26 protein-coding genes, 1 tRNA gene and 1 pseudogene are annotated in these 22,549 nt (G+C 64.9%); 12 read left to right on the top strand and 16 right to left on the bottom strand.

All coding sequences use genetic code 11. The annotated features are described in order from the left end of the window. From KU306_RS08070 to KU306_RS08090, 5 genes and pseudogenes are all read right to left on the bottom strand, one after another. A complete protein-coding gene (locus tag KU306_RS08070; protein WP_007545077.1) occupies positions 1 to 765 on the bottom strand; it encodes a proteasome assembly chaperone family protein in 765 nt (254 codons plus the stop codon). 111 nt (positions 766 to 876) lie between these two features. After that, positions 877 to 1,062 (bottom strand): annotated as a pseudogene (locus KU306_RS08075) (RNA-protein complex protein Nop10); the annotation flags it as partial. After that, positions 1,062 to 1,862: a translation initiation factor IF-2 subunit alpha gene (locus KU306_RS08080; protein WP_258301651.1), complete on the bottom strand. Its 801-nt coding sequence runs from the start codon at positions 1,860 to 1,862 to the stop codon at positions 1,062 to 1,064. The gene KU306_RS08080 and the pseudogene KU306_RS08075, both read right to left, overlap by 1 nt. An 18-nt stretch (positions 1,863 to 1,880) precedes the next feature. After that, positions 1,881 to 2,075 (bottom strand): 30S ribosomal protein S27e, encoded by a 195-nt coding sequence (locus KU306_RS08085; RefSeq protein WP_007545080.1) that lies wholly within the window; start codon positions 2,073 to 2,075, stop codon positions 1,881 to 1,883. A gap of 4 nt (positions 2,076 to 2,079) precedes the next feature. Then, the gene (locus KU306_RS08090) at positions 2,080 to 2,361 is read right to left on the bottom strand and encodes a 50S ribosomal protein L44e (RefSeq protein WP_007545081.1); all 282 of its coding nucleotides are present in this window, start codon (positions 2,359 to 2,361) and stop codon (positions 2,080 to 2,082) included. A 220-nt stretch (positions 2,362 to 2,581) separates the two neighbouring features. On the opposite strand from KU306_RS08090, the gene KU306_RS08095 reads away from it, so the two are divergent. Then, positions 2,582 to 2,842, top strand: a complete 261-nt coding sequence (locus KU306_RS08095; RefSeq protein ID WP_007545082.1) for an HAH_0734 family protein — start codon at positions 2,582 to 2,584, stop codon at positions 2,840 to 2,842. 7 nt (positions 2,843 to 2,849) lie between these two features. On the opposite strand, the gene KU306_RS08100 is transcribed toward KU306_RS08095, so the two are convergent. After that, entirely contained in the window at positions 2,850 to 5,198 is a 2,349-nt protein-coding gene (locus tag KU306_RS08100) for a DUF2298 domain-containing protein (protein ID WP_258301652.1), read from the bottom strand. A 95-nt stretch (positions 5,199 to 5,293) separates the two neighbouring features. Here KU306_RS08100 and KU306_RS08105 point away from each other — a divergent pair, with 95 nt between their 5' ends. The 4 genes from KU306_RS08105 (at position 5,294) to KU306_RS08120 (ending at position 7,408) form a co-directional block, all read left to right on the top strand. After that, positions 5,294 to 6,079: a glycosyltransferase gene (locus KU306_RS08105; RefSeq protein ID WP_007545084.1), complete on the top strand. Its 786-nt coding sequence runs from the start codon at positions 5,294 to 5,296 to the stop codon at positions 6,077 to 6,079. Next, positions 6,072 to 6,530, top strand: a complete 459-nt coding sequence (locus tag KU306_RS08110; protein WP_258301653.1) for a GtrA family protein — start codon at positions 6,072 to 6,074, stop codon at positions 6,528 to 6,530. The genes KU306_RS08105 and KU306_RS08110 overlap by 8 nt, the downstream gene beginning before the upstream one ends. Positions 6,531 to 6,599: 69 nt before the next feature. Continuing rightward, positions 6,600 to 6,674: transfer RNA gene (locus KU306_RS08115), tRNA-Met, on the top strand. Between the two features lie 317 nt (positions 6,675 to 6,991). Continuing rightward, positions 6,992 to 7,408, top strand: coding sequence for a Rieske (2Fe-2S) protein (locus KU306_RS08120; protein ID WP_258301654.1), 417 nt, complete (start codon positions 6,992 to 6,994; stop codon positions 7,406 to 7,408). 6 nt (positions 7,409 to 7,414) lie between these two features. Here KU306_RS08120 and KU306_RS08125 read toward each other — a convergent pair whose 3' ends face one another. Genes KU306_RS08125 through KU306_RS08145 form a run of 5 tightly spaced genes read right to left on the bottom strand, consistent with a single transcriptional unit; the run spans position 7,415 to position 12,240 of the window. Continuing rightward, positions 7,415 to 8,305 carry an aminotransferase class IV gene (locus tag KU306_RS08125; protein WP_258301655.1) on the bottom strand — a complete coding sequence of 297 codons (891 nt, stop codon included), beginning with the start codon at positions 8,303 to 8,305 and terminating at the stop codon, positions 7,415 to 7,417. Further along, on the bottom strand, positions 8,302 to 8,979 hold the full coding sequence (locus KU306_RS08130) for an anthranilate synthase component II (RefSeq protein ID WP_258301656.1): 678 nt from the start codon (positions 8,977 to 8,979) through the stop codon (positions 8,302 to 8,304). The genes KU306_RS08125 and KU306_RS08130 overlap by 4 nt, the downstream gene beginning before the upstream one ends. Beyond that, complete coding sequence (locus tag KU306_RS08135) at positions 8,976 to 10,511, bottom strand: anthranilate synthase component I family protein (RefSeq protein ID WP_258301657.1); 1,536 nt, start codon at positions 10,509 to 10,511, stop codon at positions 8,976 to 8,978. The genes KU306_RS08130 and KU306_RS08135 overlap by 4 nt, the downstream gene beginning before the upstream one ends. Positions 10,512 to 10,570: 59 nt before the next feature. Then, the gene (locus tag KU306_RS08140; protein WP_258301658.1) at positions 10,571 to 11,353 is read right to left on the bottom strand and encodes a helix-hairpin-helix domain-containing protein; all 783 of its coding nucleotides are present in this window, start codon (positions 11,351 to 11,353) and stop codon (positions 10,571 to 10,573) included. 47 nt (positions 11,354 to 11,400) lie between these two features. Next, positions 11,401 to 12,240, bottom strand: a complete 840-nt coding sequence (locus KU306_RS08145) for a shikimate dehydrogenase (RefSeq protein ID WP_258301659.1) — start codon at positions 12,238 to 12,240, stop codon at positions 11,401 to 11,403. A 204-nt stretch (positions 12,241 to 12,444) separates the two neighbouring features. Here KU306_RS08145 and KU306_RS08150 point away from each other — a divergent pair, with 204 nt between their 5' ends. The 5 genes from KU306_RS08150 to KU306_RS08170 all read left to right on the top strand — a co-directional run bounded on the left by KU306_RS08150 (position 12,445) and on the right by KU306_RS08170 (position 16,989). Then, a complete protein-coding gene (locus tag KU306_RS08150) occupies positions 12,445 to 13,416 on the top strand; it encodes a calcium/sodium antiporter (protein WP_007545101.1) in 972 nt (323 codons plus the stop codon). A gap of 99 nt (positions 13,417 to 13,515) precedes the next feature. After that, positions 13,516 to 14,835, top strand: a complete 1,320-nt coding sequence (locus tag KU306_RS08155) for a D-aminoacyl-tRNA deacylase (RefSeq protein WP_258301660.1) — start codon at positions 13,516 to 13,518, stop codon at positions 14,833 to 14,835. Positions 14,836 to 14,975: 140 nt separating this feature from the next. Further along, positions 14,976 to 16,169: a cell division protein FtsZ gene (gene ftsZ, locus KU306_RS08160; protein WP_258301661.1), complete on the top strand. Its 1,194-nt coding sequence runs from the start codon at positions 14,976 to 14,978 to the stop codon at positions 16,167 to 16,169. Positions 16,170 to 16,361: 192 nt separating this feature from the next. Next, the gene (locus KU306_RS08165; RefSeq protein WP_007545104.1) at positions 16,362 to 16,535 is read left to right on the top strand and encodes a protein translocase SEC61 complex subunit gamma; all 174 of its coding nucleotides are present in this window, start codon (positions 16,362 to 16,364) and stop codon (positions 16,533 to 16,535) included. Position 16,536: 1 nt separating this feature from the next. Further along, entirely contained in the window at positions 16,537 to 16,989 is a 453-nt protein-coding gene (locus KU306_RS08170; protein WP_007545105.1) for a transcription elongation factor Spt5, read from the top strand. A 92-nt stretch (positions 16,990 to 17,081) separates the two neighbouring features. Here KU306_RS08170 and KU306_RS08175 read toward each other — a convergent pair whose 3' ends face one another. Continuing rightward, positions 17,082 to 17,384, bottom strand: coding sequence for a DUF7565 family protein (locus KU306_RS08175; RefSeq protein WP_007545106.1), 303 nt, complete (start codon positions 17,382 to 17,384; stop codon positions 17,082 to 17,084). 128 nt (positions 17,385 to 17,512) lie between these two features. Here KU306_RS08175 and KU306_RS08180 point away from each other — a divergent pair, with 128 nt between their 5' ends. Further along, complete coding sequence (locus KU306_RS08180; protein ID WP_258301662.1) at positions 17,513 to 18,247, top strand: PHP-associated domain-containing protein; 735 nt, start codon at positions 17,513 to 17,515, stop codon at positions 18,245 to 18,247. A 24-nt stretch (positions 18,248 to 18,271) separates the two neighbouring features. On the opposite strand, the gene KU306_RS08185 is transcribed toward KU306_RS08180, so the two are convergent. Together KU306_RS08185 and KU306_RS08190 are read right to left on the bottom strand one after the other, a co-directional pair. Then, the gene (locus KU306_RS08185; RefSeq protein WP_007545108.1) at positions 18,272 to 18,796 is read right to left on the bottom strand and encodes a metal-dependent hydrolase; all 525 of its coding nucleotides are present in this window, start codon (positions 18,794 to 18,796) and stop codon (positions 18,272 to 18,274) included. A gap of 83 nt (positions 18,797 to 18,879) precedes the next feature. Then, the gene (locus tag KU306_RS08190; RefSeq protein ID WP_258301663.1) at positions 18,880 to 19,404 is read right to left on the bottom strand and encodes a CinA family protein; all 525 of its coding nucleotides are present in this window, start codon (positions 19,402 to 19,404) and stop codon (positions 18,880 to 18,882) included. A gap of 140 nt (positions 19,405 to 19,544) precedes the next feature. On the opposite strand from KU306_RS08190, the gene KU306_RS08195 reads away from it, so the two are divergent. Further along, the gene (locus tag KU306_RS08195) at positions 19,545 to 20,816 is read left to right on the top strand and encodes an ArsA family ATPase (protein ID WP_258301664.1); all 1,272 of its coding nucleotides are present in this window, start codon (positions 19,545 to 19,547) and stop codon (positions 20,814 to 20,816) included. A gap of 18 nt (positions 20,817 to 20,834) precedes the next feature. Here KU306_RS08195 and KU306_RS08200 read toward each other — a convergent pair whose 3' ends face one another. Continuing rightward, complete coding sequence (locus tag KU306_RS08200) at positions 20,835 to 21,677, bottom strand: SDR family oxidoreductase (protein WP_258301665.1); 843 nt, start codon at positions 21,675 to 21,677, stop codon at positions 20,835 to 20,837. 62 nt (positions 21,678 to 21,739) lie between these two features. Next, complete coding sequence (locus KU306_RS08205; RefSeq protein ID WP_007545112.1) at positions 21,740 to 22,549, bottom strand: endonuclease V; 810 nt, start codon at positions 22,547 to 22,549, stop codon at positions 21,740 to 21,742.

Consider the following 22,549-nt stretch of genomic DNA (forward strand, 5'->3'; position numbering starts at 1 on the left):
TTAGCCGATGTACCGCAGGTCGTCGTCGCTGGCGATACTCTGTTGTTGCTGCTGCATCTCCTGTATCTTTCCGGCGACTTCCTTCATCTCCTCGGCGCGGTCTTCGAGCGCCTCGAAGTCGACGTCGAAGTCGAGGAGTTGCTGTAGCACTTCGATGACGGCCTGTGCGCTCTGTGGGTCGACGAGGTAGCCGCTGGTCTCGCCCATCAGACACGTCGCGTCCAGACCGCGACGACTACCGAGACCGAGCATGAGCCCCGAAACGCCGACGATGCCGCCCGCGGGCTCGCCGTCGCGGAACTCCACGTCCGCGTCTTCGAGTTCCTCGATACGGTCGTCGTCGGCGACGGCTCCCAGGACCGATGGCTCGTCGACGAGTTCGCCCGTCGGGACGCCACCGAGCGCGAACACCTGCTCGACGCCGAACTCCTCGGCGATGTCGAGGAAGGCGTCAGTGAGGTGGTAGTGACCCTCGTTGGACTGCGATTGGTGGTCTCCCGTGAGCAACAGCAGGTCGGGTCCGTCGCCCGGTGTCTCGACGGCGTGAATCTCGGTGTGAGTCAACTCCGCGACGCCGTCTTCGATGCTCACCTGCGGTGGGAACACGTCGGCGTAGACCCGCCGGACCAGTTGGGCCTCCTCGAACTCTTCGAGCAGGTGCTCGACGGCGAGTTTTCCGACGTTCCCGACGCCCGGAAGTCCCTCGATGAGGACCGCGTCGGAGAGGTCAGCCTCTGCGACAGCCTCGATTTCGATGTCGTCCATGCACGTAGTGCCGAACGCACTGGTTAAGAGGGCGTCGGTAGCCGACCCCGGATTCGGCTACTCCTCGGTCGCCTGTGAGTCGCGAGTCGCCTGCGACTCCTCGTCCGTTTGTGACCCCTCGGCCGCCCGGCGCTTTCGAGCGCGACGGTACTCGCCGTAGGTGTCGTCGGGATTGTACGGAGCGGGCGCGCTGTTCTCTGTGGATGCGCCGCACTCCGGACACGTCTGAGAAAGTGAGTACACCGGGCGGTCGTGGCGACCGCGCCACGCGCTACACACCCGGATGTCCGATTTCATTACTCTTCGTCGCCGCTGCGTTCGCGGTGGTACTCGGCGGTGCCGCCGACGGCCTCGATGGCCTCACGGGCGCGTGCGACGCTCGCTTCGAGCTCCGATTCGGCCGTCTTGTAGTCGGGTGCCTTCACCTTGATGCGGTACTCTGGCGCACCGACGTAGGTGACAGACAGTTCGATTTCGTCGCCGACGTCGCCGTCGCCTTCGGCGGCCTTCAGCGCCTCCTTCACGTCGTCGACGCCGGTGCCCGAGGGCGAGCGCAGGTCGACGTAGCCGGTGACGTTGACGAAGGGAACCGAGACGTTCTGTCGTGCGGTGTCGACGACAGATTCGAGGTCGTCGTCGTCCAGTTCGACGTCTTCGAGGGCTTCGATGCCGTGAATCGCAGCCTGCTCGAACCCGTCGTAGAGCGACTCGAACTCGGCGAGGAGCGCGTTCGCGACGGTGCCGTACTCTTCGTCAGAGACGTCCTCGCCGAACGCGATGGCCATCCACTTGTCGGCCTTCTGCTCGTTTTTCCACTCCTGAATCTTCTCTTTGCGCTGGTGCTCGTTGACGTCCTTGATGGTGAGGTCGATCTGCTGAGACCCCTCGTTGACGTCGAGGACCTTCGCGACGACCGTCTGGCCTTCTCGGACGTGGTCACGAACGTTCTTGATCCACCCGCTCGCGACTTCGCTGATGTGGACGAGTCCGCGCTTGTCTTCGTACTCTTCGAGGTCGACGAAGACGCCGAAGTCCGCAATCTCGTCTACCTTCCCCACGACGAGTTCGCCGGAGTCAGGCCATCCGCTGTACTTCATGAAGCGTCCTCCAAGAAGTTACGCCTCGAGCTCGGTGCTGTCTCGGCGCTCGACCGTCTCGACGACCTCGCCGTGGAACTCGGCGTTGCCGCCGGTCGGCGTGGCGAGGGTCGTCCCGCAGACGGCGCAGTTGACGACCGAAGAGGCCTTTCCGAAGATGATCTGTTCGTTTTCGCAGTCGGTACACGCGACTTTGTAGTAGTTTCCTGCCATCGATTTACTCCTGGAATTCGAGGCGGCCTGCGCGCCATCCTTTGCGCATGTGGGCCTTGCCACAGTCCGAGCAGATGTACTTCAGGTGCGTCTTCTTCGTGGGTTTGTCTCCACCAGGCACCTTGGAGAACTTACCGGCGTTACCGATGGTGGCCTTGCCGCGTCGCGTCTGACGGGCGTTCCACTTCATACCGGTCGGTCGGCCCTTGCGGACCTTCTCGACTTCGTGCTCGTGGTGTGCCTTGCAGTGTGGGCAATACGTGTTGAAACGGCGTGGCATCTGCATAGATATCGACCTTGTGGGGGTTTTGACGTGGCCCGTTAAAACCCGTTTGGTTCGACGCGGCCGCAAAATCCTCTTCCGTGCCCCGTTGAGCCGTGGCAACGGCCCACAGTCTCTCGACCGACAGCCGGGGCAGTTCGAGGCCTCAGTATGTTGGTCTCCGGCGCCGGCCTCCACGCCCGAAGCCGAAGCGATTAAGCGGTGAGTGTGCCAATCCCGGCGCATGAAGAAGCTCATCATCCACGGCGACCCCGGAATTCGGCGCGACGCCGTCATCAAATACGACGGCGAGGAGTACACGTGCTTCGCCATCGACCGGCAGGGCGACTGGCACGGCCCCGACCGCGTCCAGCTGTGGTGTACCATCGGCACCGAAGACGAGCGCGAGACGTTCGAAAAGCGCGAGTTCGTCCCGCACTGGCTGGACACCGAGGGTGTCGAAGCCGACGCCATCGAAGTCATCAAAAAGAGCGGCGCGGCCTAGCCCTGTCTCAGGGTAACTCCGACTTTTCCACTTCGTAGACCACCACAGAGCCGGAGCGGTGCACCGGCGTCAACCACGGCACGTCGGTGTCGACGTCGCCGTAACGGGCTCGTTCTCCCGGTCCGACCCACACGTACTGCACGTCGTATCTCTGGATGAACTGCGCGCGGGCCGACTCGTCGCCGACGTACATCGTGTCCACGTGTCTGACTCGCTCGTAGTACGCTTCAGGGCCGCGATAGCCGACTTCGTGGGCCCACCCGGCGACGGTCGGGACACCAGTGAGGCTCGATTCGGGGTTCGCGCGCCACGCGTACATCACGTATTCTCGCTCGTCTGTGACTGCCTCGGACCACTTCGTCCCCGGTGCCGTGAGGACGACCGTCTCCTCGTCGGCGGTTTCGTCGAGCCACGTAATCGCGGCTGCCTCCTGCGAATGCCGCCACTCGGTGAACGCTGTTGCGTCGAGGGTCACTTCCTCTCGGGGCGAACTGGCGTGTTCGCTGACTGCGAGGCCGCCGTACACCGACGTCGATGCGACGAACAGAATGACGACGCCGACGCCCATCGCGCGGATTGCTTCTCGGCGGATGCTGAGGTCGACGTTCGGAACCGACAGGTCGCTCGCGGCGGCCGCCTCGCGGAACAGCCCTGCGAGGACGGGCCCCATGGCGACGCCCCAGAGGACCCACACCTGCATGTACGTCTTGAACACCGTGTTCATCCGACCCGGACCGGCCTGCTCGTTCACGAAGACGATTTCGACGAGCATCGCCAGTCCCCCCCCGGCGACGACGAGCACCGTCGCGAACTGCGGGTCGTCGCTCGCACGGAGGAGCACCCAGCCGACGAGGACGAACGGGACGAAGAGGACGAGCGCGGCGAACGAGTGCATGGCGGCGACGACGGCCAGCACGAGGACGCCTGCGCCGACTGGAAGCGCCTCGCGGACACCGAGGTTTCGGACGTAGTGGAGCGCAAACGCGGCGATGAATGCACCGTGGACGAGGAGCAGCGCACCGACCCCACTCCGCTGTGCTGGCGTGAGAATCTCGATTGTGCGCGTGCTCCCACCGCCTGCGACGCTGCCGAGGAGGAACGGACTCGCAATCGCGACCGCGGCGACACCGCCGAGGCCGACGACCGCAGTCGTCCCGAGCACTCTCGCGCCTTCACTGCGGACCGGGTCGTCGCCGACGAGTTCGGCGAGTCGGTCGCGTCCGGGAAACAGTGTCCACGGGCGTGCGGGCGCGAACACCATCCCAAGGAAGAGCACGCCGAAGATAGACGGGAAACTCCACGTATCGACGACGACTTGCAGGCCGCCGAGCACAGCAGTCGCGCCGACGAGGAGGCGGCGCTCACTGATGGCGTCTTCCGGTGTTCGGAAGTACGCGAACGCGAGCGCCGCGCCGAGGAGGAGAAACGGGGTCCCCATCATGTGCGCGTGAAGGTCGCCGTTGAGCCACGCGAAAAGCGGGAACTCGTTTATCGTCTCGGGGATGACACGGCTCGCAGTCCAGTACGAAAAGTCCGACGTTCCGGCGAGAATCTGCGAGACGGTGTAGCGCGAGCGCTCGGCGATTGCCTGTGCGATTGGTCGCTGAATTCCTTCGGGGAGGAGTCGGAGGACGAACCGACCGGCCGTGACGAGGTTGCTCGCGAACCCGACGAAGAACGCCGCGAGGATGCCACCGAGTCGCCCGTCGAGGCCGCGACTCAGCGAGATGCTGCGTCCGAGTTCGAACGCCCCGGTCACGAGGAAGCCGAAGAATCCGGCGAGTGCGAGATTGTAGGCGAACGCGGGGTCGGTGCCCGTGAGCCACGCGAGCAGAATCGAGACGAGGTGGCCGCCGTAGTAGTAGCGAACCGGTTCGCCCGCGAACCACATGTCTTCCGGCGGGAGCGTCGACGACCGGGCCAGCGACTTCAGGAGACCGAAGTCGAGGAACTTCTCACCGCCGCCAGCGTGGACTGCGGGGTCGAGTGCACGAAGGGCCACCGCGAAGAGAAACGCGATAGCGAACACGGTGGCTGCCTGCGTGAGGGCGCGCCTGTCGATGTCGATTTCGGGGGCGAGTCGAACTGTGCCGTCACGGAGCGCGTCGCGGTCGAGTCCAGCCAGCGCCGAGAGTGTCACGAGCGTGCCGACGCCGACACCGACAGCTATCGCCGGGCCGAACGCGAGGTGGCCGACGAGGTAGACTGGGAGGGTCACGACGACGAGCGACACGGGAAGCGTGAGGCCGGCACCGCGGCCGGGAAGGCGGGCGAACAGTCGGTTCGAGAGGGGAAGACCGACCGCCCAGAGGACCGCAAACACCGCCAGCCAGCGGGCCACGAGGGCGTATTCCATCTGTCAGAGAAAGGTGCGTCCGGCGGTAAACGTGTTGTGGATGGTGTGCGCGCGAGAGCGGTTCGCTTTTTACCACGTTCGAAGAATGGACGGGTATGTCGCAGTCTGTCGGGGTGGTGGTCCCTGCCTATCGGCCCGACCCCGAGCGTCTCGTCCCGTACGTCCGCGCCCTCGTCGCGGAGTTCGACCCGGCAGTCGTCCGTGTCGAACTCGACGCGCCGCGAGCGGGGATACTCGACTCTCTCTCTGCCCTCCCTCCAGTCGCAGACGTGAACGCTGTCGATGCCCGGCGCGGCAAAGGCGCCGCCATCACCGCCGGGTTCGAAGCCCTCGATACGGACATTCTCGCGTTCGCCGATGCCGACGGAAGCACGCCCGCGGAGTCGATGGGGAACGTCGTCGCCGCCGTCCACGAGGGTGCTGACCTCGCGGTCGGCTCGCGTCGCCACCCCCGTGCAACAGTCGCATCGCACCAGACCGTCGCCCGCCGCTATCTCGGCGACGGCTTCGCGTGGCTCGCCCGCCGCTTGCTCGACGTGCCACTGTACGACTACCAGTGCGGCGCGAAGGCGATAACCGCCGACGCGTGGGACGACGTTCGCAGCCACCTCTACGAACCCGGATTCGCGTGGGACATCGAACTCATCGCCGTCTCGGGCGCGTTCGGACACCGCGTCGCCGAGGTCCCGGTTGTCTGGGAAGACCAGCCCAACTCGACGGTCTCGCCGGTCGATACGACCATCAAGATGGCACGCGGCCTCCTGCGGTCGCGTCACCGCGCTCGGACGATTCGCGAGGACCGTCTCCACGAGTTCATCGCCGCCCAGAACGACGAGTGTACGCTCGTCGATGAGTTCTCCGCAGAGGCCACGGATGACTGACCGGTTCTCGGCGCTCGCCTCCGGCACTCGGTTCGGGAAGTTCGCTTCCGTCGGTGTCGTCGGCGCGATGTTCGACCTCACGGTGAGCAGCATCCTCATCATCTTCTTCGGCGTCCTCGGTGAGTTCGCCAAACTCGCTGGCGCGGAGGTTGCCATCGTGGTGATGTTCGTCATCAACGACCGCTGGACCTTCGCGGGCGCGGGCGCAGACCACCTTATGGCGAAGGGGCGGCGCTTCCTGAAGTCGAACCTCGTCAGGAGCGGCGGCCTCGCGGTGCAGGTGCTCGTGGTTCGTGCGCTTCGGGAGGTTCCGGTGTCGATTCCGGTCTTCGGCATCGACCTCTGGCAACTCATCCCGTTGCCCATCGCTATCGCCGCGTCGATGTTTCTGAACTACGTCGCTGAGAGCCTGTTCACGTGGCGAATTGCCGCCGGTTCGAGTCAGCGGTAGTCACGGTGAAAATTGACACACGGCTCCCGAAACAGAAGTCTTAACAATAGAAGTCGCGTTTGTTGATTCAGCGGGATGGGATAGCCAGGAGATTCCGCCGGGCTCATAACCCGGAGATCGGTAGTTCAAATCTACCTCCCGCTATTCTCCTGAAAACTACACTCCCAAGCAGTGCGTCTTGTCGCACTGCGACGACGTGTTTCTCTGGAAATCGGACGTGGTAGTTTGAACTCGGGAGCAACACGAACGTGTTGCGACCAAAGTTCAAATCTACCTCCCGCTATGGTTTTGCCGACCTCAACTCCTGAGCACCGAGTCTCGTCTCGGTGCGACCCCTGAGGTCGGCTTCATAGCACAGTAGAGTTGAACCCGGGAGCGACAGCGACCTTGGTTCAAATCTCCCTCCGACAGCATCAACCGTTTCCGAAGAAGATTTTCCGCACCTTACCGACCAGATACCAATGAGTGACCTCGAACGAATCTGTTCGGTCGACGACGTGCCCGCGGACACGACGTTCTTGTTCCGCGTCGCGGGCGACGACGAAGACGAGCGCGAGGCGATTCTCGTTCGCACCGACGGCGACATCCGCGGCTGGCTGAACTACTGCATGCACCTGACGGACATCAAAATCGACAAGGGCTCGGGTGCGACGATGCGGAACGGCGAACTCATCTGCGAGAACCACGGCGCGTACTTCGAAGCCGACACGGGCTACTGCAACTACGGCCCCTGCGAGGGCGCGGTGCTCGACGACCTCGACATCACCGTCGACGGCGACCACGTCTTCCTCTCGGACGACGACTACTCGTTCGTGGGACGGGGCGGTGTCGAGAAGGACCCGGCCGACCGCAGTTCGAGTTCGAACGTCGAATTCTGAGGCGACCTACGCTTCTGTTCCGTAGCACTGCCGTTCGACGTAGTCGTCGTAGAGCCGCGAGAGAAGCGTCGTCACCGGGCCGTCGCCGATGCTGATGCCATCGACCGTCTCGACCGGGCGGAGTTCCCACGTCGAGTTGGTGAGAAACGCTTCGTTCGCATCCCGGACTTCGTCGGGCGTGAAGCGCCGCTCTCGAACTGGGATACCCTCCTCCCGGGCGAGGTCCAACACGACGCGACGCGTGATTCCGGGGAGGACCGGGCCGTCGAGACTCGGCGTACAGAGGGCGTCGTCAGCGACGAAAAAGAGGTTGCTCGTCGCGCCCTCGGTGACGTAGCCCTCCGAATCGAGCATGAGCGCCTCGTCGGCACCCGTGACTCGGAGTTCGGTCCGGGCGAGGATGCCGTTGAGGTAGTTGTGTGTCTTTGCGCGGGCGGGGAGCGCGCGGTCTGGAATCCGACGGGTTCGGACGGTCTGGACCGTCGCGGGGCCGTCCCACACTGGTTCGGACCCGCGGCCGCCACGCGGCAGGGGTTCGACGATGACGACGACTCGCGGGTCCACCTCTTCTGCGGGGGTCAGGCGACCCGGCTGGCTTCCGCGCGTTATCGACAGACGGACGTACGCGTCTTCGAGGTCGTTAGCGGCCAGCGTCTCGTCGATACACGCCCGCAATTCGGTATCGGTGAGACCGTGGTCCATACCGAGTACGTCGCAGGTTTCGGCGAGCCGGTCGGCGTGCGCACCCCAGTGGAACACGTCGCCGCCGTAGGCGCGAAGCGTCTCGAACGCTGCGTCGCCGTAGAGAAAGCCGCGGTCGGTGACCGGAATCGACGCCTCGTCGGCGGGGACGATGTCGCCATCGACGTAGTAGGAACGGGCTGTCTCGTCGCTCATTGTCCGTCCCCCGTGCGCGTGCGTTCTCCCCACGCTTCGGTCGCTGGCCCCTCGTCCGCCGCGATAGCGACGAAGTTGCGAACGATAGCCTTGCCCGCGTCGGTGAGGATACTCTCGGGATGGAACTGGACGCCGACGTGTGGCTTCTCGCGGTGACGGACGCCCATGACGACGCGTTCGTCAGAGGTGGGCTCGTTGTCCTCGCTCCCCCCGCCGTCTTTGCTGTCTTCGACGGTCGTGGCCGTCACGACCAGTTCGTCCGGGATGTCGTCGTGTTCGACCGCGAGCGAGTGGTAGCGACCGACTTCGATACGGTCCGGAAGGCCGGCGAAGACGCCCTTGCCGTCGTGTTCGACCACCGAGGGTTTCCCGTGGACGACCTCGGGCGCGTGGCCGACGCGACTCCCGAGCGCGGCGCACAGCGATTGATGGCCGAGGCAGACGCCGAGGGTCGGATAGTCGAGGTCGCGGAAGACGGGGACAGAGACACCGGCCTCGGCGGGCGTGCCCGGTCCGGGCGAGACCACGATACCGTCGGGGTCGAGGTCCCGAATGTCGTCCACGGTCAGGTCGTCGTTGCGATAGACAACCACGTCGTCGGCGAACTCGCCGACGTACTGGACGAGGTTGTAGGCGAACGAGTCGTAGTTGTCCACGACGAGGATTCGCGTCATCGCTCTGCCCCCACGGTCAACTGAGTCTGCTCGCCGAGCGCCTCGTCGATGGCGTTCACGAGCGCCCGCGCCTTGGCGAGCGTTTCGTCGTACTCGCTGTTGGGGTCCGAGTCGTGGACGATGCCCGCGCCGACGCGCAGGTGGTACTCGTCGCGGAAGCGGACGAGCGTCCGGATGACGATATTCAACACGGCCCGGTCGTCGAAGCCGATGGCGAACATGCTTCCCGTGTAGGGGCCGCGCCGGGTCGCTTCGAGTTCGTCGATAATCTCCATCGTCCGGGGCTTCGGCGCGCCGGTGATGGTGCCGCCGGGGAAGACGGCAGCGATGGCGTCGGCCAGTGAGGTCCCGTCTCGGCGGCGTCCTTCGACCAGCGAGACGAGGTGCATGACCTCGGAGTAGCGGTCGACGCGGCGGTACTCGGTCACGTCGACGGTCCCGTACTCGGAGACTTTCCCGAGGTCGTTGCGTTCGAGGTCGACGAGCATGGCGTGTTCGGCGCGCTCTTTCTCGTCGGTCGTGAGGTCTGCTTCGAGTTCGGCGTCCTCGTCTGTAGTTGCTCCGCGCGGGCGCGTTCCGGCGATAGGCTCCGTGACGAGTCGGTCGCCATCGACGCGGAGGAGCAGTTCGGGACTGGCGCTCACGAGGTCGACGCCGCGGAATTCGAGCAATCCGGAGTACGGCGCGGGATTGACCCGACGGAGGGCGGCGTAGGCATCGACCGGGTGGACGGCGGCGGGTGCGACGAGTCGCTGCGAGAGGTTCGCTTGGAAGGTGTCGCCGTCGCGGATGTACTGCTTCGCGGCTCGAACGCGCTCTGCGAACTCGCCGCGCCCGCAGGCGCTCTCGAACCGGGCTTCGTCGGCGACCACGGCTGGCTCGACTGGTGCTCTGTCGCCCTCGACCGCCTCGGTAGCGACTGCCGTCGCCCGTGCGAGCGCGTCGTCGTAGACGCTGTCGAGGTCGGTATCTGGGTCAACCTGCGGGCAGCAGGTCACTCGGAGCTCGGTTCGGTCGCTTTCGTTCTCGCTCTCGTTCTCGCTACCGTCACCACCACCACCCCGTGGTTCCTGCCACGCAGCCACGAGGTCGTACACTCCGAGTTGCAAGTGCGGGAGATGGCGGTCGTCTTCGGTGTCGTCCGGGAGCGATTCGAGTTCGCGAGCCACGTCGTACGAGAGCCAACCGAACAGGCCGCAGGGGTACGGCACGTCGCAGTCGCCCCGGACGAGCGACTCCGATTCGACGAGTCCTTCGAGTGCGGCGAGCGTCGGCGACTCGCCGGTGTCTGTGACGGCCTCGGGACCGACAGTGAGGCGTTCGACGGGAGAGACGCCGAAGTAGCCCCAGCCGGATTGGCCGCCGGTCGTCTCGTAGAAGAAGCCACCAGAACTGCGTCGCGTGCGCCGATAGGCGTCGAACGGGTCGTCAACGATGACCCTGACTTCGACGGGAACGCGACTCCCGGCGGGAGCGCCTTCGGCAGTCGCGAGAAAGTCGTCGCGCTCGGTGACGACGGTCGGTGCGGTCATTACTCGCACCAGTTCGTGCGTCGGGTAAACGGTTTCGTGACGTGTCAGGTGGTGCCGGGTTATTCGTTCGCGCGGTCGATCCAGCGCTGGACGCGCTTGGGCGACACGTCGATTTCGGCTCCGACTTCGTCGGCGTCTGCGACGGCGAGGTCCGCAACCGTCTCGATGCCGATATCGGAGAGCCGGCCCGCGTAGGCCGGACCGATGCCGCGAACCGTCTCGACGGCCGGTGAGTCTTCGGACTCGTCCGCGGCGTCGGTGGTGTCTTCGGTCGCTTCGGACTCAGACTCGGGTTCGTCCGCTGTTTCAGTCTCTGACTCGTCGTCCGCTTCTGCCTCGGTCTCTGCTTCGACCGTCTCCGAGTCAGCTTCCTCTTCGGCTGTGTCAGGCTCGTCTTCGTCTGCGTCGGACTCTGCTTCCTCTTCTTCTGCGTCAGGTTCGGTTTCCTTTTCCTCGGTCGCCGGTTCTGTCTCGGCTTCGTCTTCCGGTTCGACTTCGTCTTCCTCCTCGACTTCCTCTTCCGTCACCGATTCAGATTCCGCTTCCGCTTCGGACTCCGGTTCCGGTTCGGACGCTGGCTCCGCTTCTTCGATGGCTTCGTCTGCTTCGGCGGCTGTTCCCTCCGTCGAAGCATCTTCGTCGTCCTCCGCGTCGGCCGACGCCTCTTCGACTGGTTCCTTCACCGCGGCTTCTGTCTCGATATCCGGTTCTGCGCGTTCCGTTCGCGTATCTCGTTCGACTGTTACTGTCGCGTCGGTGTCACGGCCGTTTTTCGACGCGGACGACGAGTCGCCCCCGAGAAGCGATTTCAGAAAGGACGAGATACTATCGAGCAAACCCATATTAGTTCTCTGTATGCGGTGCCGTTATTTAAAAACCTGCGGCAGCGTCATGCGGTGAGACGGTCGCGGAGTGCGGCGTTCATCGCTTCGACGGGAGCGTCGCGGCCGGTCCACAGTTCGAACGCCTCGACTCCCTGCAAGAGTAACATCCACGCGCCGTCGATAGTGACCGCTCCAGCGTCGGCGGCTTCCCGGAGGAGTCGCGTCTCGATAGGAGTGTAGACCGCGTCGAGAACCGCGAGGTCTCCGTGGAGGTATTCCGCCGGGACGGGGGTCTCGTCGGGTGCTTCCATCCCGACGCTCGTGGCGTTGACGAGCACGGTCGCGTCGCGGATTCGGTCGAGGCTGTCGAGGCCGCCGCCGGTCGCATCGGGGACGTCAGTTGCAAGGTCGACTGCTTTCGCCGCGGTTCGGTTGGCGACGTGGACCGACGCACCGGCGTCCGCGAGGGCGAACGCGGCGGCGCGACCTGCACCGCCTGCACCGACGACGACTGCGTTCGACCCGTCGAGATGGACGTCGTGGCGGTCGAAAGCGCGCGTGACGCCCGCGGCGTCCGTGTTGTACCCTTTCGGCGTGGTATCGCCGACGTGTTCGCCGTCACCTCCGCCGGCGTCGTCGAAGGCGATGGTGTTGACCGCGCCGATACGGGCGGCGAGTGGGTCGGGGTCGACCAGTTCGAGAACGTCCTGTTTGAAGGGAATCGTGACGTTGAGACCGTCGATTCCGAGTGCGTCAGCACCGGCGATGGCGTCGGCGAGCGCCGACGGCTCGGGTTCGAACGTGACGTATCGCGCATCCAGTCCCAGCGTCTCGTACGCCGCTTCGTGCATCGGCGGCGAGAGCGAGTGGCCGACGGGATTCCCGACCAGACCGTAGACGTGCATACCGAGGTGGTGTCTGGCAGACGGTTTAACTCGCCCGCCTGCGTCGGATTCCGCCGGGACCCGACTGCTGTCCGGTGCTGCTACCGACCGACTCGGGGCGTCGAGGCGGCTGTTCCAAATAATGACTATTTTTAGTGTGGTACCTAGTAACGCGCGCCTCCTGTACCGGCGTGTTTTTGTTCTCCCGTTGGTCTACTCCCGCCTATGTCGGCACTCGCAACCTTGCTTTCCTTCGATACCGCTATCCTCGTGGCCGGTATCGTCGCACTCTACCTCGGGGCGGAGGCCCTCGTCGAGGGTGCGTCCCGGCTCGCTATCGGCCTCGGTCTTCGGGCGGCTATCGTCGGCGTGACCATCGTCGCGTTCGCGACGACGACACCAGAACTGTTCGTCGCCGTCTTGAGCGGTCTCGGCTACAGCGCCGACCTCGGTCTTGGCGCTATCGTCGGCTCGAACATCGCCAACATCGGCCTCGTCTTGGGAATCTCCGCGCTCATCCAGCCGATGGGCGTCTCGACGACGACGCTCCGGCGACACGTTCCGTTCATGATTGCGGCGGCGCTCGCGCTCGTCTTACTCGGCATGGACGGACGGCTCGGTCCGCTCGACGGTGGGATTCTCCTCGTCATTCTCGTCGCGTTCACTGGCTATCTCGTCTACCGGGCGCAGGCCGCCAAGGCAGACGCCATCGCGACCGAGGAAATCGACATCGAAGACGAAGACGAGGTGTCGGCGACGTTCAAAGACGTGCTCTATCTCGGCCTCGGTCTGCTCCTCCTGTTCGTCGGGTCGAACTGGCTCATCCAGGGCGGGAAAGGACTCCTCGAAGCCTACGGCTTCAGTACGCGCTTTATCGGACTGACGGTCCTCGCGTTCGGGACGTCGCTGCCGGAACTCGCGGCCTCTGTGGTCAGTGCCGTCCGCGGCGAGGCCGAGTTCAGTATCGGGAACGTCGTCGGCTCGAACATCTACAACGTCGTCGCCGTCCTCGGTATCCTCGCAATCATGGTCCCCGTGTCGGTCCCTGAGAGTACCATCACCCTCGACTTCCCTGCGCTCCTCGTGTTCACGTTCGGTGTCATCGCGATGATGCTCCGCAACCGCGACGTGTCTCGACTCGATGGTGGTCTCCTCGTCGGTGGCTATCTCGTGTTCTTCTGGCTCATCCTCCCGTAAGCAGGCTGTCTTCGGCGCGGTGTTTCTCACGCCCGTTCGTCCGCTCTCCACCTCGCCGTTTCCGACGCGCTTTTCGCTGGTCTCGGCCACTCTCGAAACGTGATTGGAATCGTCGTCAGCCGCGCCGACAGCGCATCGGTTCACATCGGCGAGCACCTGCGAGACCTCGCGGAATGGGAGGAAGCCACGGACGACACCCGCCCAGACGAAGCGGGCGGCGGTCGATACTACCGTCGTGATGGCTTCGAACTCCGCGAGTTCGACGACCTGCACATCTACCTCGACGACCCCGCCGAGGCGTTTTCTTCGACGCCCGATTTCGTTGCTGTCGTCTCACGGCACTCTGGTGAGACGGGACCGCTTCTCACCGCACACTTCACCGGCAACTTCGGCCCTGCCGACTACGGCGGTGAGTCCGGGCGGTTCGCCCGCGCCTGTCCGAACGCCCAGCGAGCTGCCGTTTCGGCTCTGCGTGACCACGCGCCCGACGGCTACGAGGTCGGCATCGAGGCGACTCACCACGGACCGACAGAGACGGACGTGCCCTCGATGTTCGTCGAACTCGGCAGTGGCGAAGTCGAGTGGGACGACCCCGAGGGCGCGCGCGCCGTCGCGGCGGCCGTCCTCGACATCGACGGCGTCGCCCCCGACTCCGACCGCCAACTCGTCGGCTTCGGCGGCGGCCACTACGCTCCCCGGTTCGAGCGCATCCTCCGCGAGACGGACTGGTCGGTCGGCCACATCGCCGCCGACTGGCAACTGAAGGCGATGGGTGACCCCGACGAGAACCGAGACGTGCTTCGCCGCGCGTTCGACGCCTCGGCCGCAGACGTCGCACTCGTCGATGGCGACCGCGAGGGCCTCGCCGACGTACTAGACGACGAAGGCTACCGCGTGGTCTCCGAGACCTGGGTTCGAGAGACGGCTGGCGTGCCGCTCGCGCGCGTCCGCGACCTCGAATCGACGCTCGTCCGCATCGAAGACGGGCTTCGGTTCGGAGCCGACATCGACGCTGCCGACTACGACGTCGTTTCGCTCCCGGACCCGCTGTTAACCGAAGCGCAGGGCATCGACATCGATGCCGCGCTCGACGCCGTCGCGGAGACGACAGTCGCCTACCAGACCGTCGAAGGTGGGACGCGCGCGAGAGGTCGCGCCGCGGTCGCGGGCGACAGCTACGACGAACTCGTCGCGCGACTCTGCGAGATTCTGCGCGCGAAGTACGACTCGGTCGAGCGAGACGACGGTCGCGTCGTCGCCTCGATGACCGCGTTCGACCCTGAGGCGGCCAAACGGCGCGGGGTACCCGAAGGACCGGCGTTCGGAAAGCTCTCCGCAGGCCACGAAATCGAGGTCGATGGAGAGGTAATCTCGCCCGCAGCCGTTTCGAAGGAACGAATCGTCGATTTCTCGGTTTGATGCAATTTCTGCCCATAATTTATACATAATCTTGTACAATCGGGGGGTTGACCTCCCAACCCAACGCCATGTCGTCGGACAGATGTCTGACGAAAGGGAGAAAGATAATTAGTGGTCCTCCGTAAACCGTCTCCACAAATATGGACTCTATCGTCGACGACGCAATCGATGAGGCCGAGGACATGGGGGAGGGGACGCCTGAAGTCGGCGACCCGACGGAAATCAACCGCTCCGGAACCATGACCGACGACGAACTGAAAGCTGTCCTGAAAGACCTCCAGACCAATATCACGGTCGTCGGGTGCGGTGGTGCGGGTGGCAACACCGTCAACCGAATGCACGAAGAGGGCATCAAGGGCGCAAAGCTCGTCGCGGCCAACACAGACGTACAGCACCTCGTGGAAATCAACGCGGACACGAAGATTCTCATGGGCGAACAGAAGACGCAGGGCCGCGGTGCCGGGTCGCTTCCGCAGGTCGGCGAAGAGGCCGCACTCGAATCCCAAGAGGAGATTTACGACGCCATCGAGGGGTCGGACATGGTGTTCGTCACGGCTGGCCTCGGCGGTGGGACCGGAACTGGTTCTGCTCCCGTCGTCGCCAAGGCCGCGCGCGAATCCGGCGCACTCACCATCGCCATCGTCACCACGCCGTTCACGGCCGAGGGCGAGGTTCGGCGGACCAACGCCGAAGCCGGACTCGAACGCCTCCGCGACGTCTCCGACACGGTCATCGTCGTTCCGAACGACCGCCTGCTCGACGCCGTCGGGAAGCTTCCCGTTCGGCAGGCGTTCAAGGTCTCCGACGAAGTGCTCATGCGCTCGGTCAAGGGCATCACCGAACTCATCACCAAGCCCGGCTTGGTCAACCTCGACTTCGCCGACGTGAAGACCGTCATGGAACGTGGTGGCGTCGCCATGATTGGTCTCGGCGAGTCCGATTCCGAGTCTAAGGCTCAAGAGTCCGTCAAGTCTGCCCTCCGTTCGCCCCTCCTCGACGTGGACATCTCCGGCGCGAACTCCGCGCTCGTCAACGTCACCGGTGGCTCCGACATGAGCATCGAAGAGGCAGAGGGTGTCGTCGAGGAGATTTACGACCGCATCGACCCCGACGCGCGCATCATCTGGGGGACCTCGGTCGACGACGAACTCGAAGGCATGATGCGAACCATGATTGTCGTCACGGGCGTCGAGTCGCCCCAGATTTACGGCGGTCGCGGTGAGGACCAACAACAGCAGCAACAGCAGCAACAGCAGCCTCAGCAACAACAGCAAGTACCGAAGGAACAGGTACAGCAGGGCGGCCGCCTCGAAGATATCGACTACGTCGAGTAATCGAGGTCGCGCGCTGTCGATAGGGTCCGTTTGGGTCCCCGCCCGCTCTTGCCCTGTCATCCCCGCGCCGTGAGTCACATCGCTGTGGCCCGCGCGTCACGTACGGGGTCGCTCGCGCCGCCGCAGACCCGCGCGTACTCTCGTCGTGGCATCAATAGATAGAAAAAGGGCGACCCCCTATGCCTCGACAACATGGACGTCAAGTACGACCTGACCAGCTACATTCGCGTGCTGAAGCTCGCGAGCACCCCGTCCTGGCAGGAGTTCTCTCAAATCGCCAAGATTGCCGGCGCCGGTATCTTCCTCATCGGCCTCGTCGGCTTCATCATCTTCGCGGTCATGAGCTTCCTCCCCGGGGGAATCTGAGATGCCAATCTTCGCCGTAAAGACGACCGCTCGCCAGGAGCGAACGGTCGCGGACATGATTGCGACGAAGGACTTCGCGGAGATACACGCCGTGTTGGCTCCCGACTCGCTCACGAGCTACGTGATGGTCGAAGCCGACGACGACGGCATCCTCTCTCGCGTCCTCGACGAGATTCCGCACGCTCGCGGACTGGTCGAAAGCGGCGGGATGGTCGGCACCTCCAGCATGGCCGAAGTCGAGCACTTCCTCTCGCCGACGCCGGACGTCGAAGGTATCGCCGAGGGTGACATCGTCGAACTCATCGCCGGGCCGTTCAAGGGCGAAAAGGCACGCGTCCAGCGCATCGACGAGACGAAAGACCAGGTCACCGTCGAACTCTACGAGGCGACGGTTCCGATTCCGGTCACGGTCCGCGGAGACCAGATTCGCGTCCTCGACTCCGAAGAGCGGTAAGACCGCGCCCGCGATATCTCTCTTCTCTCTTTGCGTCGGCCCCCACCAGCGGCGCGTCTCGTGTTTCGCGTGGGCGATTTCTCGGCGTCTGCTCAGAGCGCGCCCTGTTCACGGAGCGTCCGAACGACGCTGTTGAGGTCTGCTTCTTCTTCGACGTCCGATTTTATCTCCTCTCGAACACGGACCGCAGAGGAGTCCGCGTCGTAGGCGCGGACGAACTCGGCGCGCGTGTGTTCGTCGAACGCGTGACGGATGGCGAAGTAGCCGTCCGGGACAATCGTTCCGCACACTTTGCACTCGTGGCGTGTGTGTTCCGTCGTCTGGTGGATGATGGCACCTTCGACGTCTTCGAATCGCGCATCGCACCCCTCGATACCGCATTTCCACCGGGACATGTGCGACCCGACGGCCGTGGGGGACAAAATCGTTTCTTCGGGCAGCCGACGTTAGCGAAATAGCAATCACTAACTGTCGCCTGTTCAGAGATTCTCGCGTGACCGCGAGTACGACGACTCGGGTAGATATGCACGTGAAGATTCTCGACGAGCGAGTCGTCTCGCGTGCGAAAGCCCGCGGCATCGACGTGTTGGTTTACGCCCCGCACTTCGTCCGTCTCCCCGACATTCGCGCCCGTGCAGCCCGGTTTTCTGACGACGACCTGCTCGTCGTCCCCGGCCGTGAGGTGTTCACCGGCTCGTGGCGCGACCGAAAACACGTACTCGCAGTCGGCCTCTCCGAACCGGTCCCCGACTTCTTGACCCTCGACGGCACGATGGCCGAGTTCGACCGACAGGGTGCTGCCGTTCTCATCCCGCACCCCGAACTGCTCAACGTGAGTCTGACCTCGTCCGACATCGAACGGTACCGCGACGACATCCACGCCGTCGAGACGTACAACGCGAAGGCATTCTCGCGACAGAACAAGCGAGGACGCGAAATCTCGGCCGAGACGGGACTCCCCGGATTCGCCTCGTCGTACGCGCACGTCCGCTGGACGCTCGGCGAGGCGTGGACCGAGTTCGACCGGGCTATCGACTCGGAAGCCGACCTCGTCGAAGCACTCCGCGACGGAGCCGAGCGACGGGCGATGCGTCGGTCCGGGCTCTCGCACACTATTCGCGGTGCAGCCGAGTTCGCCCATCTCGGCTACGAGAACTCGTGGGGGAAACTCGACCGACTCCTTCTGTCCGGGATGGAACCCACACACCCGCGACACATCGCGTACGACGGCCGGTTCGACGACGTGAGCGTCTATTAAGAGAACTCGACGACCTGCTGTGCGTTAGAACGACCCGACGAGCGACGCCGTCGCCGCCGCCAGCGACACGTCGAGCGAGAACAGGTAGTAGTGGATACCCGCGAGGACGCCGAGTTCGGCGACGGTGACGACCACAGTCACCATGTCGGCGTACTTCGAACTCGTCGCCACGCCGGTCGGTAAGTCGTACTCTTGCGGCGACAGCGGGTAGAACAGCGCGATACCGCGCTTGGACCCGACCATATCGAGGACGTAGTGGGTGGCGACGCCAATCCAGACGAAGTGGAGGTTGCCGAAGACGATGGGGAACGCGAGGAACGCAATCAGCACCGGAAGGTTGTGGAGCGTCTTGCGGTGCTTGCCGAAGGCGGTGTCGACGTCGGGAAAGAGCGCGCCGAGGACGACCGGAAGCGACAGTTGGCCAATCTTCTGTGCGAGGAGAAACAGCGAGTCGACAGTCGGTTCGAACGACCGCGGGTCGACGGTGAGGATGACGCCGAGCCCGAGCGCCAACAGGATGGCGTTGAGCACGTGTCCCTTCTTGTTCATAGGCTGAAAGTGACCGCACGTGATACAAAGGTTTCCCACGCGGTCGCCAGACGGCAGTCCGACTGTACTGGGACCTCCCGCAGTTAGTCGCCGTCGACCGACTCGATGTCCGCCGCCAGCATCCTGAGCGCGCCGCGCGCAATCTGTTCTTTCACCTGTGTCCGCGACCCGTCGTACTCGAAGCGCTCGACGCGGGTATAGGAGTCACCCGACCCCCACGGAGCGGCGTAGGCGATGCCGACGAAGACGGTCCCGACTGGCTTCCCCGGGAGGCCGCCCTCTGGCCCCGCGATGCCGGTCGTGGCGACGCCCCACGTCGTGTCCACCACGTCGCGGACGCCAGCGGCCATCTCGCGGGCGACAGCCTCGGAGACCGCCCCATCCTCGTCGAGCGCCTCGCGCGAGACGGCCAGTTCGTGGCGCTTGGCGTCGTAGGAGTAGGTGACGAGCGAGCGGTCGAAGTAGTCGCTCGACCCCGGAACGTCCGTGAGGAGCGACCCGATGAGGCCGCCCGTACACGACTCGGCGGTGGCGACAGTGTGGCCGGCGTCGCGCAGGGCGTCGCCGACGCGCTCTTCTTCGGGCGGGTCGGATGCGAATTCGCGCATAGGTACGCCGACGCTCGGCCGGGACAAAAACCCGGCCGCCACTGACACCACGAGCGTTCGCCCACCACTGCTGACACCACTCGCCCGCACGGGCTTCCGAGACCGAGAAGTACACAAGTGCGGGCCGTGCAGGGACCGACATGGATATCGACGTCGAACCGACCGAGCGCCCGGACGACGACAGCGACGGCGACACCGGCGACGACGGCGGCCCCGCCGAAATCGAAGTCGAGGTCACGGACCCCGAGACGGCGACGACCGAGCGGGCTGACCTCCCGCGCGGCATCGACGCCCCCGAGTACGTCCTCTACGGTGGGAAGGGCGGTGTCGGAAAGACGACGATGGCCGCGGCGACGGCACTCGCCAGCGCGGCCGACGGCACCGCGACGCTCGTCGTCTCGACCGACCCCGCACACTCGCTTTCGGACACCCTCGGCGTCTCGGTTCCCGCCGAACCGACGCGGCTTAACGAGGACATGCCACTGTACGCGGCCGAAATCGACCCCGACTCCGTGATGGACGGCCCGTTCGCGGACTCTGGAATGGGCGACGCGGCTGGAGCTGGCGGAGCAGGCGGAACGGGCTCGGCTGGTGGGGCAGGCGCGGCAGACGAAACCGAGTACGATACCTCCGAGTACGACGCCGACAACCCGTTCGTCGGCAACGGTGACGCCTCGAACTCGCCGTTCGGCGGGATGGGTGACGCCATGGGCGGATTCGAAGACATGCTCGGCGGCGACGGTCCGCTCGGGATGGGTGGCCCGATGCCCGGTGCCGACGAGGCGGCGGCGATGCAGCAACTCCTCGAATATCTCGACGACCCGCGGTTCGACCGCGTCGTCATCGACACCGCGCCGACCGGTCACACCCTCCGACTGCTCGAACTGCCGGAGATAATGGACTCGATGCTCGGTCGCATCGTCCGAATGCGCGACAAGTTCTCGGGGATGATGGACAACATCAAAGGCATGTTCGGCGGCGGCCCGGACGACCCGCAGGCGGGCATGGCCGACCTCGACGACCTTCGAGAGCGCATCGAGCGCCTTCGGGCCATCCTCCGCGACCCGGCGAAGACGGACTTCCGCGTCGTCATGATTCCCGAGGAGATGAGCGTCGTCGAGTCGAACCGCCTCGTGTCGCGCCTCGACGAGTTCGGGATTCCGGTCCAGACGCTCGTCGTCAATCGCGTCATGGAACCCGTCGACGACGTGGCCGACGTGGACCCCCGATGGTTCGTCTCGCCCGACCTCGACGACTGTTCGTTCTGTCAGCGTCGCTGGGACGTCCAACAGCAGGCGCTTCGCTCTGCGACCGACCTGTTCCGCGGCCGCGACGTCAAACGCGTCCCGCTGCTCGCGGACCAAGTGCAAGGCGAAGACGCGCTTCGTGTCGTCGCCGCCTGTCTCGACTGACGGGAGAACGGAAGCCGCTTACACTAATTTTCGGACGAACCCGTACAGCGCGTCGCGCCACGCGTCGGGAACGAACCGACCGAGAACGCCGACTCGCGCGACTGCGCCGGGTTGGTAGCGGGCGTGCGGCTTGGTCGAACTCGCGGCGTCGACGATGTCTTCTGCGACTCGTTCCGGCGGAATCGCGCCGGGGCCGCTCCCACCGAGGGCCGCCGTGTCGTCGAGGAGTTTGTAGATGGTCTCGTACGCGCCGGAGCGCTCGATACCGTCTGACTTCTCGCCGCCGTTGACCTCGGCGTCGACGCGGTCGTTGAAGTTCGTCTCGACCGGGCCAGGTTCGACGAGGACGGCGTCGATACCGTATTCTTCGACCTCGCTGCGGAGGGCGTCGGTCATCGCTTCGAGCGCGAACTTCGACCCCGCGTAGACGCCGCTTCCCGGCAGCGAGACGCGCCCGATGACGCTGGAGACGTTGACGATGGTCCCATCCTCCTGTGTGCGCATGTGCGGCAGCACGGCGCGTGTGAGTCGGTGTGGGCCGTAGACGTTCACGTCGAACTGGTCGTGAACCATCTCGGTCGGCACGTCCTCGACGGGACCCAACTGGCCGTAGCCAGCGTTGTTGACGAGACAGTCGAGACGACCCTGTTCGTCGATGATGCGGTCCACGACGCGGTCGACGTCCGACTGGTCTGTGACGTCGAGCGTCGCGATGGTCGCACCGCGTTCGCCCAGTGTCTCGATGTCTGCTGGGTTTCGCGCGGTGGCGTAGACCTCCCACTCCTCGTCGAGGAATTCGAGCGCGGCCGCGCGCCCGATTCCCGAGGAACAACCGGTGATGAGGACCGACTTCTGATGCACGCCGGTAGGTCGAACTGTGCGCTGTTAAGTGTACGCGGTTCGCCACGAGAAGACTCCCGAACTCACTCGTATCGCGTTTTCACTTCGTCGGCGTAGGCGTCCGCGAGACGTGTCGGTTCGGGGAGTTTGTAGTCGCCGCCGAGTCGTGCGACGAGGTCGACGGTCGTCTCCGGCGACAGGCGATGGCCGGGACTGACGTACAGTGGATTGACGATGGGCTGTGAGTCGTACTGCCGCGACTGGAACGCGTAGCCGAGGACAGTCTCCGGTGTGGCCGGGTGGCCACCGACCGCATCGACAGCGTCGTCGGCGCGGATTGGCGTGTTCCATCCTTCCGGGTGTCCGTCCACGTCTTCGTCGGGAGTGCCACAGAGGAGCGACTTGGCGACGCCGATGCTCGGCACGTCGCAGACGACGCCCACGTGGGTCGCCAGTCCGGCCTGTCGGAAGTGGATGCGCCCGGAGCCGTCGAAGACAAGGAGGTCCGGGTCGTGTTCGAGTTCGGCCAGTGCGTCGAGAATCGGGCCGCCCTCGCGGAACGACAGCAGCCCGGGAATGTAGGGTAAATCGAGGTCTGACACGGCGTAGACGCGCTCGACGACTTCGCCGCCCCGAAAGACGACGACGGCGCTCACCGCGCGGTCGTCGAGAAATGCTTGGTCGACGCCAGCGACGAGGGGTGGGTCGGTGTCCGAACCCGAGTCAGTCCCCGTGAGCGTCGTGGCATCAGGGTCGTCGAGCGAGACGCTCGCCGGGTCGAACGGGAGGTCGTCTTCGAACACCGCCGCCTCGGCGACGCGACGCTGAAGCGCCTCCATCTCGTCGCGCGAGAGGCCGGCGCGCGGTGCGAGGTCCGGGGTGGCCGGTCGCAT

It is taken from the genome of Haloferax larsenii (assembly GCF_024730625.1).
Lineage (GTDB): Archaea > Halobacteriota > Halobacteria > Halobacteriales > Haloferacaceae > Haloferax > Haloferax larsenii.